At 68.0% G+C, this 22025-nt stretch carries 13 protein-coding genes; 4 read left to right on the top strand and 9 right to left on the bottom strand.

The window, feature by feature from the left end; all coding sequences use genetic code 11:
• Positions 1-4: 4 nt before the first annotated feature.
• From CRT60_RS04325 to CRT60_RS04360, 8 genes are all read right to left on the bottom strand, one after another.
• Positions 5-1030 (bottom strand): TRAP transporter substrate-binding protein, encoded by a 1026-nt coding sequence (locus CRT60_RS04325; protein ID WP_098735230.1) that lies wholly within the window; start codon positions 1028-1030, stop codon positions 5-7.
• 89 nt (positions 1031-1119) lie between these two features.
• Positions 1120-2148, bottom strand: coding sequence for a Zn-dependent oxidoreductase (locus CRT60_RS04330; protein ID WP_098735231.1), 1029 nt, complete (start codon positions 2146-2148; stop codon positions 1120-1122).
• 39 nt (positions 2149-2187) lie between these two features.
• Positions 2188-3702, bottom strand: a complete 1515-nt coding sequence (locus CRT60_RS04335) for a mannitol dehydrogenase family protein (RefSeq protein WP_098735232.1) — start codon at positions 3700-3702, stop codon at positions 2188-2190.
• A 158-nt stretch (positions 3703-3860) separates the two neighbouring features.
• Positions 3861-4619 (bottom strand): GntR family transcriptional regulator, encoded by a 759-nt coding sequence (locus CRT60_RS04340; RefSeq protein ID WP_098735233.1) that lies wholly within the window; start codon positions 4617-4619, stop codon positions 3861-3863.
• Between the two features lie 283 nt (positions 4620-4902).
• A complete protein-coding gene (locus CRT60_RS04345; protein ID WP_098735234.1) occupies positions 4903-5736 on the bottom strand; it encodes an ABC transporter permease in 834 nt (277 codons plus the stop codon).
• 12 nt (positions 5737-5748) lie between these two features.
• Positions 5749-6651, bottom strand: coding sequence for an ABC transporter permease (locus CRT60_RS04350; RefSeq protein ID WP_098735235.1), 903 nt, complete (start codon positions 6649-6651; stop codon positions 5749-5751).
• Entirely contained in the window at positions 6648-7715 is a 1068-nt protein-coding gene (locus tag CRT60_RS04355) for an ABC transporter ATP-binding protein (RefSeq protein WP_098735236.1), read from the bottom strand. The genes CRT60_RS04350 and CRT60_RS04355 overlap by 4 nt, the downstream gene beginning before the upstream one ends.
• Positions 7716-7827: 112 nt before the next feature.
• Positions 7828-9018, bottom strand: coding sequence for an extracellular solute-binding protein (locus CRT60_RS04360; protein ID WP_098735237.1), 1191 nt, complete (start codon positions 9016-9018; stop codon positions 7828-7830).
• Between the two features lie 442 nt (positions 9019-9460).
• Here CRT60_RS04360 and ppc point away from each other — a divergent pair, with 442 nt between their 5' ends.
• The gene (ppc, locus tag CRT60_RS04365; protein ID WP_098735238.1) at positions 9461-12232 is read left to right on the top strand and encodes a phosphoenolpyruvate carboxylase; all 2772 of its coding nucleotides are present in this window, start codon (positions 9461-9463) and stop codon (positions 12230-12232) included.
• A 587-nt stretch (positions 12233-12819) separates the two neighbouring features.
• Here the strand turns inward: ppc and CRT60_RS04375 are convergent.
• On the bottom strand, positions 12820-15456 hold the full coding sequence (locus tag CRT60_RS04375; protein WP_098735239.1) for a methyl-accepting chemotaxis protein: 2637 nt from the start codon (positions 15454-15456) through the stop codon (positions 12820-12822).
• A 334-nt stretch (positions 15457-15790) separates the two neighbouring features.
• On the opposite strand from CRT60_RS04375, the gene CRT60_RS04380 reads away from it, so the two are divergent.
• The 3 genes from CRT60_RS04380 to CRT60_RS04390 are packed head-to-tail and all read left to right on the top strand — an operon-like array spanning position 15791 to position 22015.
• Positions 15791-16951 carry an FIST signal transduction protein gene (locus tag CRT60_RS04380; RefSeq protein WP_098735240.1) on the top strand — a complete coding sequence of 387 codons (1161 nt, stop codon included), beginning with the start codon at positions 15791-15793 and terminating at the stop codon, positions 16949-16951.
• A 4-nt stretch (positions 16952-16955) separates the two neighbouring features.
• Positions 16956-20888: a PAS domain S-box protein gene (locus tag CRT60_RS04385; RefSeq protein WP_098735241.1), complete on the top strand. Its 3933-nt coding sequence runs from the start codon at positions 16956-16958 to the stop codon at positions 20886-20888.
• Positions 20885-22015, top strand: coding sequence for an HD-GYP domain-containing protein (locus CRT60_RS04390; RefSeq protein WP_098735242.1), 1131 nt, complete (start codon positions 20885-20887; stop codon positions 22013-22015). Before CRT60_RS04385 ends, CRT60_RS04390 begins: the two co-directional genes overlap by 4 nt.
• The last annotated feature ends 10 nt before the right edge of the window (positions 22016-22025 follow it).

Below are 22025 nucleotides of genomic sequence, written 5' to 3' on the forward strand. Positions count from 1 at the left end.
CCGCTCACTTCACCGCGAGGATTTCGTCGTAGATCGGCTTGATCTCCGGCGACAGAGCCGCGACGACGGCCGGACGACCCTTCTCGGCGAAGGCCGCCTTGTCGACGGCGATGAACTCCATGCCCTTGGCCTTCAGGTCGGCCGCCAGCTTGGCCTCGTCCTCGATGAACAGCTTGCGCTCGGCGGCCTGGGCAGACTTGGCGGCCTCCATGATGGCGGCGCGCTGTTCGGCCGGCAGCTTGTTCAGCTTCTTCGAGCCGCCGACCAGATAAATCCAGCTGATGACGTGCTCCGTCTGGTTCACGTATTTCTGGACCTCGTAGAAGCTCGCCGACTTGATCAGCGCCAGCGGGTTCTCCTGCGCCTCGATGGTGTCGTTCTGCAGGCCGGTGAACACCTCGGAGAAGGCCATCGGCGTCGGCTTGGCGCCCAGCCCCTGCCAGAAGGACACGAACAGCGGCACGTTGGGAACGCGCATCTTCAGGCCGTTCAGCTCGTCCGGCGACTTGATCGGGCGCTTGCTGGTCAGGTTGCGCGGGCCGCGGGCGAAGTAGGTCAGCGGGACCAGCTGGGTTTTCTGCTCGATGGCCTCGGCGATCTTCCTGCCCGGCTCGCCGGTGACGACCTTGTCGAGGTGATCGAGGTCGCGGATGGCGTAGGGGACAGCCAGCAGTGCGGCGGCCGGCGCCCAGTTCTGCAGGGACTCACCCGTGATGGTGAAGTCGATGGTGCCGAGCTGGATGCCCTTGATCAGGTCGGTTTCCTTGCCGAGCTGCTCGTTGGGGAACACCTTGACCTCGACCGCGCCGTTGGTGCGCTTCGCCACTTCCTCGGCGAAGACCAGCGAGGCCTTGTGCCAGACATTGTCCTCGTTGGCGAGGTGGCCGAGCTTCAGCGTCGTCTTGGCCTGGGCGCGGACGATGGCCGGGGCGGCAATGCCGCCCAGCAGCGTCGCACCGGCGGCGATGCCGGCGCCGAGGCCGATGCTCTTGGCCAGCGTGCGGCGCGAAATCGGGGTCTTGCTGTTCATGCTGGTGTCCCTCCGTTTGTTTTGCTCGGGCGTTTTGAGCGGATCATGCCCGCCATTGCTTTGACTGGTGGCTGCCGTCCGGCAGGCGATCAGCTTTCGAAGTCGAGCTGAACCTTGATGGTGCTGGACGGGTCGGTCTCGATCAGCGAGAAGGCGCTCGCCGCGTCGGCGATCGGGAAGACCTGGGTGATCATCGCCGCCGGCTTCAGCTTGCCGCTTTCCAGCCACTCGATGACCTGCGGCAGCAGGCGGCGGTTCAGGCGCGAGCCGACCAGCGTCAGCTCCTTCTTCACGATCTCCTGCTGGCTGATGTTGCAGGGGGCCGGCGAGAAGCCGAGCAGGCCGATGCGCGCCGCCGGGCTGGCGAGGCGGCAGGCCTCCTCCAGCAGGGCCGGCACGCCGGCGCCGTCGATCACCACCGTGGGGCCGAGCCCGTCATTCTCGTCGCGCACCGCATCGGGAACCGACACCCGCGACGAGTTGAGGACGACATCGGCACCGAACTCCTTCGCCCGCTCCAGCCGCTTCTCGTCGAGGTCGGCGACGATGCAGCGGGCGCCATGCAGCTTGGCGACCTGCACAATCGTCAGCCCGACCGTGCCGGCGCCATAGACCAGCAGCGTGTCGTCGGCGCCGATGCCGGTGCGCGACAGCACGTTGGCGGCGATGGACAGAGGCTCCGCCAAGGCCGCAATCGAGATCGGCAGATCGGAACGCACCTTGACCGCATTGGCGGCCGGCACGACGACATGGTTGCGGAACCCGCCGTCGCGGTGGACGCCGAACACCTCCAGATTGGCGCAGACATTGGTGCGCCCGGCCCGGCAGGCATAGCAGCGGCCACAGGACACCACCGGATCCACCACCACATGGTCGCCGACCGCGACGTTGGTCACGCCGTCGCCGACCGATTCGACCGTACCGGCGAACTCGTGGCCGATCACGCGCGGATAGACCGCGAAGGGGTTGGAGCCGTGGTAGATGTGCAGGTCCGACCCACAGATGCCGGCACGCTGGACGCGGACCAGCACCTCGCCGGCCTTGACCGGCCCGGCAGACGGGGTGTTCTCGGGACGGAGCGCCAGCACATGCGGCTTTTCGACGGTCAGGGCAACCACGGGACTACTCCCTACTGAAGAGAATGCGGTGAAACGGGATCAGGCAGACGCCGCGACGACGGCGCGGGCGCCTTCGGCGAGCAGGCGCTTGAGTGCGGTGGTCACCGGGACGGTGAAGCGCGGGTCGCGCGGCAGATCCTCGCCGAACACGGCGGTCAGGCCGAACAGCGCCTCGGCCAGCCGGTCGGGATTGCCGGCGGCGGCGGCGGCGATCTCCGCCAGACGGGATGCCAACGGATCGCGCACGTCGATGGGCTGGCCCTTCTCGTCGGTGCCGGCGACGTAGCGCATCCAGGCGGCGACGGCCAGGGTCAGCCGGTCGATGGGCAAGCCGGCGGCCAGTCGGTCGCGGATCGGGTTCAGCAGGCGCTGCGGCAGCTTCTGCGTGCCGTCCATGGCGATCTGCCAAGTGCGGTGGCGCAGCGCCGGATTGCGGAACCGGGCGATCAGCGCGTCCTTGTACTGCTCCATGTCCGCACCGGGCGGCATGTGGAGCGTCGGCCCCGTCTCCCGGTCCATCAGGTTGCGCACCAGCGTGGCGAAGGCGGGATCGGCCATGGTGTCCGACACTGTCTCGTAGCCCGCCAGATAGCCGAGATAGGCGATGGTGGAGTGGCTGCCGTTCAGCAGCCGCAGCTTCATCGTCTCATAGGGATGGACATCGGCGACCAGTTCGACCCCGACCGTCTCCCAAGACGGGCGGCCAGCGGGGAAGCGGTCCTCGACAACCCACTGGGTAAAGGGCTCGGTCACCACCGGCCAGGAATCCTGCATGCCGAGCGCCTGCGAGACGCGGGCGCGGTCGGCTTCCGTGGTGGCGGGGACGATGCGGTCGACCATGCTGTTGGGACAGGCGACCGTCTCTGCCACCCAGGCGCCGAACCTGGCATCTCGCAGGTCGGCGAAGCGGCGCAGGATGCGGGCGACGGTGTCGCCGTTGCTCGGCAGGTTGTCGCAGCTCAGCACGGTGAAGGGCGGCAGTCCGGCAGCGCGGCGGCGGGCCAGCGCCTCGGCCAGGAAGCCGATGGCGGTGCGCGGCTTGTCCGGGTTGTCCAGGTCGTGGCGGATGTCGGGATGGCTTTCGTTCAGCGCGCCGGTCGCCGGATCGTGGCAATAGCCCTTCTCGGTCACCGTCAGGGTGACGATGCGCACCGACGGGCGGCACATCCGCTCCAACACCGCGTCCGGATCCTCATGGGCGACCAGCAGGTCCAGCAGGCAGCCGATCACCCGCAGCCGCTCCCCCTCCGCATCGCGCACCGCGACGGTGTAGAGCCCGTCCTGCGGTTCCAGCGCATCGCGGGTGTCGGGGCTGCGCAGGCTGACACCGGCGATGCCCCATGGCCCGAACTGTTTTTCCAGCAGGGCGTCGGTGTAGGCCGCCTGATGGGCGCGCTGGAAGGCACCGACGCCGAGATGGACGATCCCGATGTCGAGCGCCTTGCGGTCATAGCTGGGGCGGGCCACCGTCGCCGGCAGGGTGGACAGGCTGGAGGCGCCGAGGCGCCGCGACGGGGCGCCGGAAGGAGGGACGGTGGACGCGGACGATTGCATGGGAGCATTTCCTTCCAGGCGAGCGGTTGGCTCACATTCTTGTATGGTAGTATGTCAAGAAGCGCGGAGAAGGGCAACCCGGATTGTCATCCTGGCGAACCATATAGTCCTGCTACTGCCATCTGTTCATGCAGCTGGCTTCGGAAATGCCGTGCCGATCAGCGCAGGGCGGCAACCCGTGACCGGCCGCTGCTTCTGGAGGTCGCCTTCGATGCCGGCGGAGTTCCGGCCTCCTCAAGGGTGAACAGGTCGGGGAACTTGCCTTCCAGTTCGGGCAGTGAGGTCAGGATCTCGCGCAGATGCAATCCCATCGCCGCTTCCGCCTTGACCGGGTCGCGGGCGACAATCGCCTCCAGCACCGCCTGATGCTGCGAGATCAGCCGGCGGATCGGCGTGGCGTAGGGAACGCTGAGATAGCGGACGCGGTCCATCTGCGCCTTCGTCTCCTCGACGATGCGCCAGGCATAGTCGCACTCCGCCCCGATGGCGATGGCGCGGTGAAAGGCCTCGTCCAGTTCCAGGAAGCGCACCGGCACCGGTTCGTCGGCGATGTCCCACTGGGCCTTCAAAAGGTCGCGCAGTTCGGCGATGCCGGCCGGCGTGATGGTCTCACAGGCCTTGCGCACCACGGCGGTTTCCACCGCTTCGCGCACGAAGCGGGCGTCGAGCACCTGCTTGACCGAGATCTTGACGACGAAGCTGCCGCGCTGCGGCCGGATGGTGAGAAGGCCGGCTTCGCTCAGCTTGATGAAGGCCTCGCGCACCGGCTGGCGGCTGACGCCGAGCTGGTCGGCGATCTCCTGCTCCGACAGGGCCTGGCCGGGGCTGAACTGCATCGTCACGATGGCTTGGCGCAGCACCCGATACACGCGCCGCGCGATCGGCTCGCCGGATTCCACGTCGATCTTGTTCAGCATCGGCACGTCATGGTTTATGGCGCCTCGAAACCTGCCCGAAGGGCCGGAGCGAATGATTGGTCTATCAGGATACTACCATACCAAGCGGTCGGCAAGAGTATTTCCCGCCGATCCCACTTGATACGATGCGGATTTCTCAACGAAAGCTCGTCCGGATCAAAGAGACCTCGTCAGAGTTCCACAAACAAAATACCGGCCTGTGCCGGCGGAAATTACGGGAACCCCGTTCAGGATCATGATGTTGGCATCACAGCCTTGAACGGGGCAGGCCTGGACGGCGGACTTATGCCGCCGGACGCTTGCCGCGGCCGACGATCTGGGTCGGATTGACGAAGCGCAAGGCGACGATCAGCCAGACCAGCGTGGTCACCATATAAATGACCGCCATGGCGTCGATCGACTGCACCGCCCGGACGCCGGAGGCGAACACAGCGTAGTAGAGCGCCACCACCAGGGTCTGGCTGCCGGGTCCGGAGACCAGGAAGGTCAGCTCGAACATGCCGATGGTGCGGACCAGCACCAGCAGCAGCGCCGCCAGCACGCCCGGCATCAGCATCGGCACCAGCACATGGACGAACATCTGGAAGATGTTGGCGCCGAACACGCGGGCCGCCGCCTCTGTCCGCGGGTCGATCTGCTCGATGAAGGGGATCATCACCAGCACCACGAAGGGTACGGTGGGCACCAGATTGGCCAGGATGACGCCGGTCAGCGTGCCGCCCAGCCCCGCCTTATACAACACCGTCGCCAGCGGGATGCCGTAGGTGATCGGCGGAACCAGCAGGGGCAGCAGCAGCAACAGCATCACCGCCCGCTTGGCCGGAAACTCGCGCCGCGCCAGCGCATAGGCGGCCGGGACGCCGAGCAGGCCGGACAGCAGGACCACCGCCCCGACCGCCTGGAAGGTGACCCACAGCACGTCGCCCAACTGGAACTCGTCCCAGGCGGCGAAGTACCAGCGGGTGGTGAAGCCCACCGGCAGCCAGGTGCCGAGCCAGCGCGTCGCCACCGACGAGGTCACCACCGAGGCGATCAGCCCCAACAGATTGATCAGAAACAGCCCGATCACCGCCCAGACGGCGAAGACCCACAGGCGGGACATGATGGATTTCTGCATTGCCGCCTCTCCTCAGCCTTTGGCGCCCGCGGCGGGGCCGCGGTAGAACAGCGAGCGGCAGCCGAGAACCGCGACGACCACCAGCAATTGGACCGCCCCCATGATCATCGCGATGGCCGAGGCCATGGAGTAGTCGTACTCCTCGAACGCGGCCTGATAGGCGGCGATGGAGATGACGCGCGTGGCGCCGGCTGGATCGCCGACCAATACCGCCGACGGCAGCACCGAATAGGCCTGGACGAAGGACAGGCAGAAGGTGATGGCGAGGCCGGGGATCAGCAACGGCAGGAAGACCTCGCGGAAGCGGGCGGCCGGGCCGGCGCCCAGCGTCGCCGCCGCGTTCTCCAGCGACGGGTCGATACCGGTGACGTAGGACAGCGTCAGCAGGAAGGTGAAGGGGAAGCCGGTCAGCACCAGCGAGATGAAGACCCCCCAATAGCCGTTCAGCACGGAGATCGGGGTGGACAGCAGCCCGACCGCCATCAGGGCCCGGTTGAACCAGCCCTGCGGCCCGAAATAGAACAGCATGCCTTCGGCCACCAGAACGGTGCCCAGCGTGATCGGCAGCACCAGCAGGGTGGTCAGCAGACGCTGGCGCCGCATCAGCCGCACGCGGAAGGCGATGGGGATGGCGATCAGCAAATTCAGCAGGGTGACCGGGAAAGCCAGCCGCAGCGTCTTGAAGATGGTGCCGTAAAGGAAGGGATCGCTGAAGAACCGGGCATAATTGCCGAACAGCGATCCGTCCTTGGGCTCGAAGGACAGCATCAGCCCGTAGAGGAACGGGTAGATGAACAGCCCCAGGATCAGCGCCACGCAGGGCAGCACCAGCAGGGTCGCCCCGTCGATGCCGCGGGCGGCCAATCGCTGGCGCAGAGTCGGACCCTCGGCGCGGCCTTCGAGGACGGCGCTCATCGCGCGTCTCCGAACACCAGCACGCGGCCGGCATCGGCGCCGAGCCGGACGGCGGCGCCTCGCTGCAACGGATAGGGGGAGGCGAAATGCAGCTCGGTGCCCGACGCGGTAACGCCGACGCCGTGGAAGCCGCGCCCGCGATACTCCACCGCCTCCACCCGCACCGGGATGCCGCTGTCGGTGCCGGTCGGCTCCAGATCGTCGGGGCGGATCGCGGCGACGGCCACCTTGCTCGCGGAAGCGGCACGCATCCGGCCGCGGATCACCGTGCCTTCGATGTTCAGCAGGGCGTCCTCGCCCTCCATTCCGACCAGCTCGCCGTTGACGCGGTTGCGGAAGCCCATGAAGTCGGCGACGTCGAGATGGGCGGGCAGGGCGTAAAGCTCCGCCGGGGTGCCGACCTGCCGGATGGCGCCGTCGCGCAGGACGACGATGCGATCGGCCAGCGACAGCGCCTCTTCCTGGTCGTGGGTGACGTAGATGGTGGTGGAGCCGAGAGACTGGTGGATGCGGCGGATTTCCTGGCGCATCTCCAGCCGCAGCTTGGCGTCGAGGTTGGACAGCGGTTCGTCCATCAGCACCAGCGGCGGCTCGACCACGATGGCGCGGGCGATGGCGACGCGCTGCTGCTGGCCGCCCGACAGCTGGCCCGGCAGCTTCTCCGCCTGCGATTCCAGCCGCACCGCCGCCAGGGCGGCGTCGACCCGCTTTTCCAGTTCCGGCTTCGGCACGCCGCGCATGCGCAGGCCGAAACCGATGTTCTTGCGCACGGTCATGTGCGGGAACAGGGCGTAATTCTGGAAGACCATGCCGAAACCGCGCTCTTCCGGCCGCAGCACGTCGACCCGCCGGTCGTCCAGCATGATGCGTCCACCGCTGACCGGCAGCAGGCCGGCGATGCAGTTCAACGCGGTTGTCTTGCCGCATCCCGACGGGCCGAGCAGGGCGATGAACTCGCCCCGCTCGATGGTGAGGTCCAGCCCTTTCAGCGCCGTGAAGGCGTCGAACTCCCGCCTCACTCCCTGAAGATGCAGTTGCTTGAAGGTGGTGGCTCCGACGGTCATTCCGGGGTCCTGTGGCTGGATGGGGCGCTGTCTTCGGAGGGTCCCGTCGCCCGGGGCCGGGCGGCGGGACCCTCCGTTTCACATCGTCGGCGGGTGCTCGGTCACTTGCCCGTCACTTGCCCTTGCGCGCGCCGATCTCCTCGTCCCAGCGGCGGAAGGCCTGCACCAGCTTGTCGGCGGCGAGCGGCAGTTCGATGGGGTGGTCGGCGATCAGCTTGTCGTAAGTCGGGCGGCCGAACTCGGCGATGGCGTCCTGGCTCTCCTTCGGCGCCATGGCGAGCGTCACGCCCTTCACCGCCGGGCCCGGATAGAAATAGCCCTCGTCATAGGTGTAGGCCTGCTGCGCCGGGGTCAGCAGATGGTTCATCAGGTCCAGGAGGACGGCGAGCTTTTCCGCCGACACGCCCTTGGGGATGCACATGTAATGGGCGTCGGCGACCCAGCGGAAATTCTCCACCGCGAAGACCTCGGCCGACTTCGGCACCACGCCGAGCACCCGCGGATTGATGTCCCAGCCGGTGGTCGACACGATGATGTCGAGCGACCCTTCGCCCAGCGCCTTCATGGTCGGCGTGGTGCCGCCCGGATAGGCCTCGATGGTTTCACCCAGTTCGCGCAGGTAAGCCCAGGTCTTTTCCCAGCCATTGACCGGATCCTTGGGATCCTTGTCACCCAGGATGTAGGGCAGCCCCATCAGGAAGGTGCGGCCGGGACCGGAGTTGGCCGGGCGGGCATAGGCGAAGCGCTTCGGATTGGCCTTCGCCCAGGCCAGCAGCTCCGCCGCCGTCTTCGGCACCTGCTTCACCCGTTCCGGCGCATATTCGAACAGCGGGCCCGACGGGTAATAGGTGACGACCACGCCCTGGCCTTCGGCAAGGCCCTGCATGCGGGCGGCCGGCTCCAGATAGATGTCGGACAGTTTCGGCAGGTCGCCGGCGCGGTCCGGCAGCAGATTGACCCACAGCTTCTGGTCGATGCCGGCGGACAGCACGTCGGTGCCGGTCAGCACCAGATCGATGTCGACCCGGTTGGCGTCCTGCTGCGCCTTCAGCTTGCCGGGGAGTTCCGGCGCCGGCGCCTTGGAGAAGACGATGCGCGATGCCCAGTCGGGCTTGGCCTTGCGGTAATTCTCGATGGCCTTCTGGGTCAGCGCCAGATTGCCGGCAACGTCCACCACATTCAGCGTGACCGGGCTCGCCGGCTTCGGCAAAGCGGCGAATACCGGCCGGCCAGCGGCCAGCAGACCGGCAGTGCCGGCGGATGCCGCAAGGAAACCGCGTCTTGAAATCCCGAGGTCGATCATCTGGAGGTCCCTCCCCTTCAAGGCATTTTTTGGGTGTGGCCGGCAGGTTGGAAGCGGCCGGTGCACCAAAGGTGCCGGCCGGACTGCAATCGATGTCGCTGATGATACGGATGATTCGTGTATCCGAATGCTAGTATGGTAGCCGAGTGCCCGCAAGCCGAAACTTGTATGGTAGTCCCCCGCGCATGCAATTTTGCGCAGGAGGCGGAAGAGCGGACGGGCTTTGCACAGGTCGTTATGCGACGTCGCATTTCTCAGCGCTGCGACTTATGGAAATCATCTCGCACCAGCACACGGACGGTTGAAACTTCCGACAGAATCGGCATGCTGTCGCCGATGGTCTGACCACTTCGCGTGCAAGGAGGTCCCCTGCACGGAAAATGATCATCCCCGTTCGCGCGTCGCCTCTATCCGTCCATCCTCGACCAGGAAACCGTCGCCCATGTCCGCCATCCTGCTGCAGGAAAGTTCCGAGACGAAGGACCAGCCGCTCCGCGAAGACATCCGCCTGCTGGGGCGCATCCTGGGCGACACCGTCCGCAGCCAGGAAGGGGAGGCGGTGTTCGACATCGTCGAGCGCATCCGCCAGACTTCGATCCGCTTTCACCGTGAAGAGGACCAGGGCGCCCGCAAGGAGCTGGAGGCGATCCTGAACAGCCTGTCGCCGCCGCAGACGGCGCGGGTGGTGCGGGCCTACAGCTTCTTCTCGCACCTCGCCAACATCGCGGAGGACCAGCACCACATCCGCCGCACCCGCGCCCATGCGCTTGCCGGGTCGGCGGCGCGCGACGGCACCATGGCCCATGCGCTGGACGAGGCGGCGAAGGCCGGCATCACCACCCAGCAGCTGAAGGAGTTCTTCGACGGCGCGCTGGTCAGCCCGGTTCTGACCGCCCACCCGACCGAGGTGCAGCGCAAGAGCATCCTGACCGTGCAGATGCTGGTCGCCAAGCTGCTGGCCGAGCGCGACCATGGGCCGATGACGCCGGAGGAGGAGGACACCAACCTCGAATCGCTCCAGCGCGCCGTGCTGACCCTGTGGCAGACCGCGATCCTGCGCGCCACCAAGCTGGCGGTGACGGACGAGGTGGCCAACGGCCTGACCTTCTACGACTATACCTTCCTGCGCGAGATGCCGCGCTTCTATGCCCAGCTGGAAGACCATCTGCGCAAGACCGACCCGTCCTGGACGACGACGGAGCTGCCGTCCTTCCTGCGGATGGGCAGCTGGATCGGCGGCGACCGCGACGGCAACCCCTTCGTCACCGCCCCCGTGCTGCGTCAGGCGATGCGAATGCAGAGCACCCGCGCCCTGCAATTCTATCTGGACGAGCTGCACACGCTGGGGTCGGAGCTGTCACTCAGCACCCGCGTCATCGACGTGTCGGAACCGCTGCGCCAGCTGGCCGAGCGTTCGCCCGACCCGTCGCCGCACCGCAAGATGGAGCCCTACCGCCGCGCGATTTCCGGCATCTATGCGCGGGTCGCCGCGACGCTGCGGACGCTGGACGGGCTGGAGGCGCCGCGCCACGCCGTGGGCGACGCGCCGGCCTATCAGACCCCGGCGGAATTCCGCGCCGACCTCGACATCATCGACCGCTCGCTGACCGTCAACGGCTCGGCGGCACTGGCGAAGGGCCGGCTGCGTCACCTGCGCCGCGCCGTCGACCTGTTCGGCTTCCATCTCGCCAGCATCGACCTGCGCCAGAACTCCGACGTGCATGAGCGTTCGGTGGCGGAGCTGCTGTCCTTCGCCGACGCCGGCGTCGATTACACGGCGCTGTCGGAGGACGAGCGGATCGAGGTCCTGGTGCGCGAGCTGGACACCAACCGCCCGCTGGCCTCCGGCTACGCCGACTATTCCGAAGAGACCAGTTCCGAACTGGACATCCTGCGCACCGCCGCCGAAGCCCGCGTCCGCTTCGGCACCGATGCGGTGGTGAACTGCGTCATCTCCAAGACCGACGGCGTGTCCGACATCCTGGAGGTTGCCGTCCTGCTGAAGGAAGCCGGGTTGCTGCGCCCGAAGGACAAGGCGCTGGACCTGAACATCGCCCCGCTGTTCGAGACCATCGGCGACCTGCGCAACTGCGCCGCCACCATGGACCGGCTGCTGTCGATTCCGGCCTACCGGCGCTTCCTGGAGAGCCGCGGCAATCTGCAGGAGGTGATGCTCGGCTATTCGGACAGCAACAAGGACGGCGGGTTCCTCACCTCCGGCTGGGAGCTTTACAAGGCCGAGATCGCGCTGGTCGAGGTGTTCGCCAAGCATGGCGTGCGTCTGCGGCTGTTCCACGGCCGCGGCGGTTCGGTCGGCCGCGGCGGCGGCCCCAGCTATCAGGCGATCCTGGCCCAGCCGGCCGGCGCGGTGCAGGGCGCCATCCGCATCACCGAGCAGGGCGAGGTCATCGCCGGCAAATACTCCAACCCGGAGGTCGGCCGCCGCAACCTGGAAACGCTGGCCGCGGCGACGCTGGAAGCAACGCTGCTGCATCCGGAATCGGCCGCTCCCTGCACCGACCTGTTCCTCCAGACCATGGAAGAGCTGTCGGAGCACGCCTTCAAGGCCTATCGCGGGCTGGTCTACGAGACCGAGGGATTCGAGAAGTATTTCTGGGAATCGACGGTGATCGGCGAGATCGCCAACCTCAACATCGGCAGCCGCCCGGCCTCGCGCAAGAAATCGACCAGCATCGAGGATCTGCGCGCCATTCCCTGGGTGTTCAGCTGGGCGCAGTGCCGCCTGATGCTGCCGGGCTGGTACGGCTTCGGGTCGGCGGTGAAGGCCTATCTGGCCCAGCATCCCGACGGGATGGAGCGGCTGCGCGCCATGCATCGCGACTGGGGCTTCTTCAGCACGCTGCTGTCCAACATGGACATGGTGCTGTCCAAGTCGAACATCGCCATCGCATCGCGCTATGCCGGTCTGGTGTCTGATCCGGCTCTCCGCGACGCCATCTTCACCCGCATCCGGGCGGAATGGCAGGACAGCATCGATGCCCTGCTGGCGATCACCGAGCAATCGGCCCTGCTGGAGAAGAACCCGCTGCTGGCGCGGTCGATCCGCAACCGCTTCCCCTATCTGGACCCGCTGAATCACGTCCAGGTCGAGCTGCTGAAGCGTCACCGCACCAGCGACAGCGGCGAGCAGATCGCCCGCGGCATCCATCTGACCATTAACGGCATCGCCGCCGGCCTGCGCAACAGCGGCTGATATCCCTGCCGTTTTCTTGCCGCAGCGCAGCGGCGGGCGACGTTCCGCCGCATGGTTGCCGACAAAAACGCCCTTCCTCCGCTGCGAGGAAGGGCGTTTTATGTTTGCGGACGAACGGCTTGGTCCGTCTTGTCCTTTTCTTGTGCGATGCACGATCAACTCTTCGGCATCGCAAAACAAAGCTCGGTCGTTGGTGTTGAGGCCAAAATAAGTCACGACAGATCTGCCGAAAATCACAGTTGATCGTCGATGAGTATTTTGATACCTCATGCCTCCCCGAGAGGAGAAATGGTATGACCACTCAGTCCCAGCAGCAGCAAATGGCCCAGCCGCCTCAATAGCGTGCGGCCACCGGCACCCAGGGCAACCGCAACACCCAAAGCGGCGCCACCGACACCCATGAGGAATTCTGCGGCGGCGCCTGCGGTGCCGGTGCCGGCGCCGCGGTGATCTGGCGCCCGATCACGGTCGAAACCCGGCGCTGACCAGCGACGGTCTCCGCATGAGAAAAGCCCCCCTCCGCTGACGGGAGAGGGGCTTTTTTCTTTCGGTTCCGTTTGTGGTTTTCGGCGGACCCGGCGGCCCGGTCAGCCCGCCCGCATGCGGTTGACCAGACTGTCGACCTGAGAGCCCAGCGAGCGCACCTCGTCCGCGACGGTGGAGGAGGCGGTCAGCACGCGGGTGGCGGACTCGCCCGACTCCGCGGCGGCGCGGGCGACGCTGTCGATGTTGCGCCGGACATGCTGGGTGCCGTCCGCCGCCTCGCCGACATTGCGGGCGATCTCGCGGGTGGCCGCACTCTGCTGTTCGACCGCGGCGGCGACGGTGGCAGCGATCTCGTTGATCTCGCGGATGGTGCCGGCGATGGAGCGGATGGCGTCCACCGCATCCTGGGTCACCGCCTGCATCGCCTGGATCTGGCTGGAGATCTCCTCCGTCGCCTTGCCGGTCTGGTTGGCGAGGCTCTTCACCTCGCTTGCCACCACGGCAAAGCCCTTGCCGGCTTCACCGGCCCTTGCCGCCTCGATGGTGGCGTTCAGCGCCAGCAGATTGGTCTGGCTGGCGATGTCGTTGATCAGCTGCACCACCTCGCCGATCTTGTTGGCCGACTGCGACAGCCCCTCCACCGTGCGGTCGGTACGCTCCGCCTCGGTCGCCGCCTTGCGGGCGATCTGGCTGGAGGCGTGAACCTGGCTGCCGATCTCCTGGATCGAGGCCGACAGCTCCTCCGTCGCAGCGGCGACCGCCTTGACGCTGCCTTCGGCCTGCTGGGACGTGCTGGCGGCGGTCGCCGCCTCGCCGGTGGTGGCCTCGGCATTGCGGCTCATCCGCTGGGCCATGTCCTGCATCTCGCCGGCGGCGCGGGCGACGCGGTCCAGCACGCCGCGCACGCTGCTTTCGAAATTCTCCGCCATCTCGACCATGGCGCGGCGGCGTTCGCCGGCGGCACGGCTGCGTTCGGTCTCGGCCCGCGCATTGGCGGCACTGGCCTCGTTGGCGGTGTCGCGGAAGACCATCAGGGCGCGGGTCATGTCGCCGATCTCGTCGGAGCCGGCGGCGGGGATCGGCGCGTTCAGGTTGCCGGCGGCAATCGCCCGCATGGCGTCGGACAGCTGGCTGAGGCGCGCGACGATGTTGCGGCCGACCACGAACCAGGCCAGCGCCGCGGCGCCGATCAGGCTGCCGGCCGCGAACAGGATCAGCATCTTGCGCCCGGCCGACAGCGCCTCGGTGGCCCCGGCGGCGGCGGTGTCCGCCTCCTGCTTCATCGCGGCGATCTGGCCGTCGACCATGCCGGCGAACTGCTGGGCGATCTGGCGGTTCTCCGCCAGCACCTTCTCGTTCTCGGCGGCGGCGCCGAGTTCGGAGCGGCGCAGCTTGAACAGGCTGTTGTCGCCCTTGCCGAAGCCGGCCAGCAGCTCGGCACTCTTCACCAGCTTCGGCAGCCCGTCGTCGCCGGCGGCCTGGAGCGCTTTCAACCGCTCCTCCATCGCCTTGGCGGCGGTGGTGAAGCGGGTTTCCAGCATGGCCAGCCGGTCGGCGCTGGGCGCCTGCGTCGCCTCGTTCAGCGCGCCGACGGTGGCGGCGGCGTAGGTCGACAGTTCCAGATATGTGCGGAAGCGGGCCAGACCGTCGCCCAGCAGATCCTGCATCGAGTCACGGGTCTGCGAACGGATGTTGACGCTCGACAGCTTGATCTCGGCCTTCAACCGCATCAGCGGCGATTCCATCTGGTCCAGCAGGGCGGCCTGCCGGCGGGCGGCATCGGCCAGGACCTCGGTCGTCTTCTGGCGGATGGCGTCGCGCTCGGCGCTGCCGGCCGGCGATTCCAGCGCCTTGCGGCGCATGTCGAAGACACCGTCGGCGCCGTCGCCCAGCAGGAAGAAGGCGTCCAGCCCGTCTGAGGTCTCCTTGCTCAGCCGGCTGCCGACCTGGGCGGTGGCGCTGACCATGCGGGCGGCCGCCTCCAGATAATTCTGCTGGAACTGGGTGACGGCGAAGGCGGTTTCGGCGCCCCCGGCGCGCGTCAGCGCCTCCGAGGCGAGCCCCAGGTCGCCGCGCACCTCGTACATGGTGATCAGCGAGCGGATGGCGTCGCCCTGCGAATTCATGTCGCGCTCGGTGCTGCTGTCCAGCGCCTCGCCCTTGCCGCGCAGCGTGGCGCCGGCCCGCTCGGTCAGCGGGGCGAGGTTGGCGAGGAAGGCGTCGTAGGCCTTGGCCAGATCGACCGCTATCGTCTCGCGCGTGCCGCGGACGGACAGGCGCAGGTTGGCGGCGGCGTTGCCGCGTTCCAGTGTCGCGATCAGCCCCTGGGTCTTGGCGCGCAATTCGCCGATCCGCGGATCGCCGGACCGGTGGCTCGCCAGCTCCTCCACCAGGGCGCCCAGCGCCTTGCCGTTGCCCATGATCTCGCCATAGACGCGCTCGCGCTCGCTCTGGCTTTCGGCGGCGGCGAGCACCGGAGCGGCGGCGGCGATGCCGCTGCTCTCACCGGACAGGCGCTTCGCCAGTTCCATCTCCGGCAGGCCGGTGCCGACAATCTGCGTCAGCGGCCGCTCCACCGCCGAGAAGGAGGTCAGCCCGACCATGCTGGCGGCGACCGTCATGCCGGCCATGCCGGCGAAGGCGAGCAGAAGCTTGCCGCGCACGCCCAGCCTGCGGCCGCCTGTGGCACCGGCTGGGTGGTGGGGCATCGAGGTGTCGTCGCGCGCGTTCATCGTCATATGCGTCCTGCTCCCCGGAATGTGCGTCCGCTCTGGGCTTTTTGCCCGCTTTGTTCGTTGCTGCCGGCTGCAAACCGCTCCCCTGCTCCCAGGGACTGTCCCGATCCACACTGCTTGGCAGACCAACCATACCGCAGTGTGGTTGACAGATCCTTACGGGGGAACTCGCATTTTCTGCCTGCATCGGTCATAATCCAATCGTCACGCCCTGTTCGGATGGTGACTCGGTGTGCGTCATTATGACCATCCGCAGCCCACGAACGTTATAGGGCCTCTTCCCGTTCCCGGCCGCATGATAGTCTCAGACCGGAAGTCATCGACGATGGGGAGAGGCATGCGGGTCTGGCAGTCGGCGTTTGCACCTCCGGGGGTGGAACTGTCTCCGCAGTCCGCCGATCTCGTCCTGGTTTTCGGCTCCGTCGACATCTTCGACAGTCCAGGCTTCGCCACCCGGCTGACCGCCGCCTATCCCGACGCGATAGCGGTTGGATGCAGCACGGCGGGCGAGATCGCCGGGGACAGCGTCCTCGACGGTTCCTGCATCGCCACCGCCATCCGTTTCGGCAAGGGCACCGCCGTCACCGCCACGGAGGCCGGCATCGCATCCGCGGACGACAGCCAGCGCGCGGGCGAGGCGCTCGGGGACGCGCTGACCGCCCGGCCGGGCCTGTCGGGGGTGCTGCTGTTCGCTCGCGGCGTCGGGGTCAACGGCAGTGCGCTGATCGACGGGCTGTCTTCGCGCCTGCCGTCCGGCGTGCCGGTATCGGGCGGGCTGGCCGGCGACGGCGGTGCTTTCGTCCGCACGCTGGTGCTGGGGCCGTCCGGCGTGTCCGACGGGCGGGCGGTGGCGGTCGGGCTGTATGGCGATGCCGTGCATCTGGGCCTCGGGTCCGTCGGCGGCTGGGAGCCGTTCGGGCCGGCGCGCAAGGTGACAAAGGCGGTCGGCAACCTGCTGCTCCAGCTGGACGGCGAGCCGGCGCTGAACGTCTACAAGCGTTATCTCGGCGATTATGCCTGCGACCTGCCGGCATCCGGCCTGCTGTTCCCCTTCGAGCTGCTGAACGGCAACCACGATTCGGTCGGGTTGATCCGCACCATCCTCGGCATCGACGAGACGGCCGGCGGGCTGATCCTGGCCGGTACGGTGGAGGAAGGCTTCTATCTGCGGCTGATGCATGCCAGCACCGACGGGCTGGTCGACGGGGCGGAACAGGCCGGCGCCATCGCCGCCGCCGCCAGTGCCGGCACCATGGGAAACGATACCACCGACGAAACGGCGGGAGACCGGCTCGCCCTGCTGACCAGCTGCGTCGGGCGCAAGCTGGTGATGGGCGACCGGGTGGAGGAGGAGGTGCAGGCGGTGGCCGACCGGATGGGGCCCGGCACCGTGCTTGCCGGCTTCTATTCCTATGGAGAGATCGGTCCGATGCGCGATCTGGTCGATTGCCGGCTGCACAACCAGACGATGACGGTCGCCCTGCTGACGGAACGCTGACCGCATGCATCGCCTGCTGCAAAGCCAGTTCAAGCGGGTGCTGGGCCTGCCGACCGCCGAGGCGGCGGACTCCGTCCTGGCGGAGCTGAAGGCGCTCGCCGGCACCGCCGGCCTGTCGGCGGAGGCGGCGCGGATGCTGGAGACGCTGCCGGCGCTGTTCAACCGCATCGGCCAGAGCTATGAGCAGGCCGACCGCGACCTGACGCTCCGGGCGCGCAGCCTGCAGCTGAGTTCGGAGGAGTTGGCCGATACCAACGAGCGCCTTCGGCGCGAGGCGGCGGCGCAGGCCCATGCTATCCGCCGGCTGCGCGGCATTGCCAACAGCCTGCTGCGGGCGGACGGCCGCCCCGAACTGCCGGATGCGGCCGACAGCAGCCCGACCGACAGCCTGGAACGGCTGAGCCAGCTGATGGCGGGGCTGGTGGAGGAACGCTCCGCTGCGCAGCGGGCGCTGGAACAGCAGAAATTCGCGCTCGACCAGCATGCCATCGTCAGCATCACCGACCACCGCGGCATCATCACCTACGCAAACGACAAGTTCTGCCAGATCAGCGGCTTCCCCCGCGAGGAGCTGCTGGGCCGGTCGCATCGCATCGTCAATTCCGCTCGCCACCCTTCCGGATTCTTTGCGGAGATGTGGCACACCATCATGGATGGGCAGGTCTGGCATGGCGAGATCTGCAACCGCACCAAGGCGGGCGAGGAGTATTGGGTGGCGGCGACCATCGTCCCGCAGCTGACCGCCGACGGCCAGCCGCACCAGTACATCGCCATCCGCACCGACATCACCGAGCGCAAGCGGATGGAGGCGGAGCTTGAGGACAGCCGCCGCTTCCTGCAGAGCATCACCGACAGCATGGGCGAGGGCGTCTTCTCGCTGGACCGCAACGGCTTCTGCACCTTCCTGAATCCGGAAGCCGAACGGCTGCTCGGCTGGTCGCTGGAGGAGCTGCGCGGCATCACCCTGCATGACGCCGTGCATTACAAGGATGGGCAGGGGCGGCCGGTCGCCGGCAAGGACTGCACCGTCCTCAACACCGTCCGGCGCGGTGAGATCCACCGCTCGGAAACCGATCATTTCGTCCGGCGCGACGGTACGATCTTCCCCATCGCGATCACCGCGGTGCCGCTGCGCGAGGATGGCCGCATCGTCGGCTCGGTCACCGTCTTCCAGGACATCACCGAGCGCCAGCGCATGCTGACCGCCTTGCAGGAAAGCGAGGAGCGGCTGACGGTGGCGCTGGACGCCTCCATCACCGGGCTGTGGGACTGGAACCCGGTGACGGACCATGCCTATTTCTCCGACCTCTGGCTCGGCATGCTCGGCTATGCGCCCGGCGAACTGCCGGGCAGGGGCGCCACCTGGCTGGCGCTGTTGCACGAGGGCGACCGCGACCGCGTGCTGGCGACGCTGGAGGATCATGTGGCCGGCCGCGCCCCGGTCTATGAGGTCGAGTTCCGCATGCGCCACAAGTCGGGCGCCTGGGTCTGGATCCTGTCGGCCGGCAAGGTGACGGACCGCGGCGCCGACGGGCTGCCGACCCGCATCACCGGCATCCACAAGGATGTGACCGACCGCAAGCGGACCGAGGATGAGCTTGCCCGCGCCAAGGAGGAGGCCGACCGCGCCAACCGGCAGAAGAGCGATTTCCTGGCCAACATGAGCCACGAGATCCGCACGCCGATGAACGCGGTGATCGGCCTCAGCCACCTGATGACGAAGACGGAGCTGACGCCGCGCCAGCGCGATTACCTCGACAAGATCCACGCCTCCTCGCGCAGCCTGCTCGGCATCATCAACGACATCCTCGACTTCTCGAAGGTCGAGGCCGGCAAGCTGACGATCGAGACGATCCCCTTCCACATCGGCGACGTGTTGCAGGAGGTGGCGACCGTCGTCCTGCCCAAGGTGCGGGAAAAGGGGCTGGAACTGATCGTCGACCTGCATGGCGGCGTGCCGGGCACGCTGGTCGGCGACCCGCTGCGGCTGGGTCAGGTCATCCTGAACCTCGTCTCCAACGCCGTGAAGTTCACCGAACGGGGCGAGGTGGCGGTGACGGTCGGCGGGCGCATCGGCACCGCCGACGATTACCGGCTGGAGGTGGAGGTCTGCGACACCGGCATCGGCATGTCGCCGGAACAGGCCGCCGCCCTGTTCCGCCCCTTCACCCAGGCCGACAGCTCCACGACGCGGCGTTTCGGCGGCACCGGGCTGGGGCTGGCGATCTGCCGGCAGCTGGTGGAGCTGATGGGCGGCACCGTGTCGGTGGAAAGCCGGCCGGGCGAGGGCAGCATCTTCCGCTTCTCCATCCGCTGCCGGGTCGCAGCCGGCGACACCACCGACGACCGGCTGCCGCGCGACCTGATGGACCGCCGCGTGCTGGTGGTCGACGACAGCGACGCCGTCCGCTCGATTCTAACCGACATGCTGGAACGCTTCGGCCTGACCGTCGAAGCGGTCGGCGACGGCCTGTCGGCGCTGCGCCGGCTGGAGGACGGGCAGGCCGGCATCAGGCCGCCGGTGGAGCTGGTGGTGCTGGACTGGCGCATGCCGGACCTGGACGGGGTGGAGACGCTGCGCCGCCTGCGCGCGCTGCCGGGCGCCCAGCCGCCGGTGGTGATGACCACCGCCTACGGCGCCGACGGGGTTCAGGGGGCGCTGGACTGCGCGCTGGAGAACGATGGCACTGCCGGTCCCGACCGGCCGGTCACCGCCGTGCTGGAAAAGCCGGTGACGCCGTCCGCCATGTTCGATTCGGTGATGATGGCCTTGGGCGGGGCTGCGGCCCGGCCCGCCGAGTCCGCGCGCCGGGTGCATGATCCGGCCCAGTCGACCGAGCTGTCGGCACTGGTCGGCCGCAGCGTGCTGCTGGTGGAGGACAATCTGGTCAACCAGCAGGTCGCCTGCGGCCTGTTGGAGCTGGTCGGCATCGAGGCCACCGTCGTCGGCAGCGGCGAGGAGGCCCTGCAATGCCTGCGCGAGGTGAAGTTCGACCTCGTGCTGATGGATGTGCAGATGCCGGGCCTCGACGGCTATGAGACGACGCGGCTGATCCGGCGCGAGCTGGAGCTGTCGAGCCTGCCGATCGTCGCCATGACCGCCCACGCCATGGCCGGCGACCGCGAGCGCTGCCTCGATTCCGGCATGAACGACCACGTCTCCAAGCCGATCGACCCGGAAACGCTCTATGCCGCGCTCGCACGCTGGCTGAAGCCGGTGCGCGGACTCGGCGGCGGCGCGGCGACCACCGGAACTGCTGCAATGCCGGCGGTCTCCCCGGTATCGGCCGCCCAGGCGCTGCCCGACAGCCTGCCGGCGCTCGACCTCGCGGTCGCCCGGCGCAATGTGAACGGCAACCTTGCCCTGCTGCGCCGGATCCTGATCGATTTCGCCGCCACCCACGAGGGGGAGGCGGTGCGGCTGTCCACCGCCGTTTGCGAGGGCCGCTGGAAGGACGTGCTGCGGCTGTCCCACACCTTGAAGGGCACCGCGGCCACCATCGGCGCCATGGAGCTGTCCGGTCTGGCCGGTCGGGTGGAGGCCGGCGCGATGACGGTGCCGCCGGCCATCGGGGACGGCCTGCTCGACCGGCTTGCCGACGCTCTTGCGCGGGTGGTCGAGGGGATCGGCACCCTCGCCCGGCCGGTTGCGGACATCACCCCGCAGCCCGAACCGCCGACATCGGCCGGCCTTCCGCGCGACATGCTGCGCGCCGCGCAGTCGCTGTCCGACCGGTTGGGCGGCCTGCTGATCGCCGGAGATCCGGAAGCGGGCGATCTGGCCGATGCTCTTGCCCGCCTGCTGGCCGGCAGCCCGGTGACGTCCCTGGCCGAGCGGGTGAACCGCCATGCCGGGGCCTTCGATTTCGACGACGCCTCCACTGCCCTGACCGAACTGCGCGACCGCCTGCGCGATTTGAGAGAGACCGCGACATGAGCCTGCCGCACCCGGTTGGACAGTCGAACGGCGACAAGCCGCGCATCCTGATCGTCGACGACGAGCCGATCAACCTGAAGGTCATGGCCGATCTGTTGCGCGACAGCTACGGCCTGATCGTGGCGAAGGACGGCCCGCAGGCGCTTGCCCGTCTGGCCGGCGACCCGCTGCCCGACCTGATTCTGCTGGACGTGATGATGCCGGGCATGGACGGGGTCGAGGTTTGCCGGAGGCTGAAGGGCGACGCCCGCACCCGCGGCGTGCCGGTGATCTTCATCACCGCCATGGGGCAGGTCCATGACGAGACCCGCGGGTTCGAGGTGGGGGCCGTCGATTACATCACCAAGCCGATCTCCCCGCCGGTGATGCTGGCGCGCGTCCGCACCCACATCGCGCTCCGCGAGGCGCAGCGCGCGCTCGCCGACCAGAACCGGCAGTTGGAGGATCGTGTGGCGGAACGCACCCGCGACCTGCTGCGCGCCCAGGACGCCACCATCCGCGCCATGGCCTCGCTGGCGGAAACCCGGGACAACGAAACCGGCAACCACATCCGCCGGACCCAGAACTATGTGCTGGCGCTCGCCCTCCATCTCAGCCGCGACCCGCGCTATGCCGGCCAGTTGGACGAGGAAACCATCGAGCTGCTCTACAAATCGGCGCCGCTGCACGATGTCGGCAAGGTCGGCATCCCGGATTCGATCCTGCTGAAACCGGGCAAGCTCAGCGACGACGAGTTCCATGTGATGAAGACCCACGCGGCGCTGGGGCACGACGCCATCTTCGCCGCCGAAGGGCAGGCCGACCTCGCCATCGCCGGCGAAAGCTCGTTCCTGCGCATCGCGCGGGAGATCGCCCACGGCCATCACGAGCGCTGGGACGGCACCGGTTATCCCCAAGGCTTGGCGGGGGAGGCGATCCCGCTGTCGGCCCGCCTGATGGCGGTCGCCGACGTCTACGATGCGCTGATCAGCCGCCGCTGCTACAAGCCGCCCTTCCCGCACGAAAAGGCGGCCTCCATCATCCGCGACGGCAGCGGCAGCCATTTCGATCCCGCCATCGTCGCCGCCTTCAACGCTCTGGAAGACGAGTTCACGGACATCGCCAGCCGTTATAAAGACGAGGAGTGAGGATCGCGCG

It is taken from the genome of Azospirillum palustre (assembly GCF_002573965.1).
Classification (GTDB): Bacteria; Pseudomonadota; Alphaproteobacteria; order Azospirillales; family Azospirillaceae; genus Azospirillum; species Azospirillum palustre.

Bases quoted from the DNA above. Each gene is read 5' to 3' on its own strand.
- CRT60_RS04350 (WP_098735235.1), bottom strand. From the start codon at position 6,651: ATGAGCGCCGTCCTCGAAGGCCGCGCCGAGGGTCCGACTCTGCGCCAG.
- CRT60_RS04345 (WP_098735234.1), bottom strand. From the start codon at position 5,736: ATGCAGAAATCCATCATGTCCCGCCTGTGGGTCTTCGCCGTCTGGGCG.
- CRT60_RS04385 (WP_098735241.1), top strand. From the start codon at position 16,956: ATGCATCGCCTGCTGCAAAGCCAGTTCAAGCGGGTGCTGGGCCTGCCG.
- CRT60_RS04325 (WP_098735230.1), bottom strand. From the start codon at position 1,030: ATGAACAGCAAGACCCCGATTTCGCGCCGCACGCTGGCCAAGAGCATC.
- ppc (WP_098735238.1), top strand. From the start codon at position 9,461: ATGTCCGCCATCCTGCTGCAGGAAAGTTCCGAGACGAAGGACCAGCCG.
- CRT60_RS04335 (WP_098735232.1), bottom strand. From the start codon at position 3,702: ATGCAATCGTCCGCGTCCACCGTCCCTCCTTCCGGCGCCCCGTCGCGG.
- CRT60_RS04340 (WP_098735233.1), bottom strand. From the start codon at position 4,619: ATGCTGAACAAGATCGACGTGGAATCCGGCGAGCCGATCGCGCGGCGC.
- CRT60_RS04380 (WP_098735240.1), top strand. From the start codon at position 15,791: ATGCGGGTCTGGCAGTCGGCGTTTGCACCTCCGGGGGTGGAACTGTCT.
- CRT60_RS04390 (WP_098735242.1), top strand. From the start codon at position 20,885: ATGAGCCTGCCGCACCCGGTTGGACAGTCGAACGGCGACAAGCCGCGC.
- CRT60_RS04375 (WP_098735239.1), bottom strand. From the start codon at position 15,456: ATGACGATGAACGCGCGCGACGACACCTCGATGCCCCACCACCCAGCC.
- CRT60_RS04360 (WP_098735237.1), bottom strand. From the start codon at position 9,018: ATGATCGACCTCGGGATTTCAAGACGCGGTTTCCTTGCGGCATCCGCC.
- CRT60_RS04355 (WP_098735236.1), bottom strand. From the start codon at position 7,715: ATGACCGTCGGAGCCACCACCTTCAAGCAACTGCATCTTCAGGGAGTG.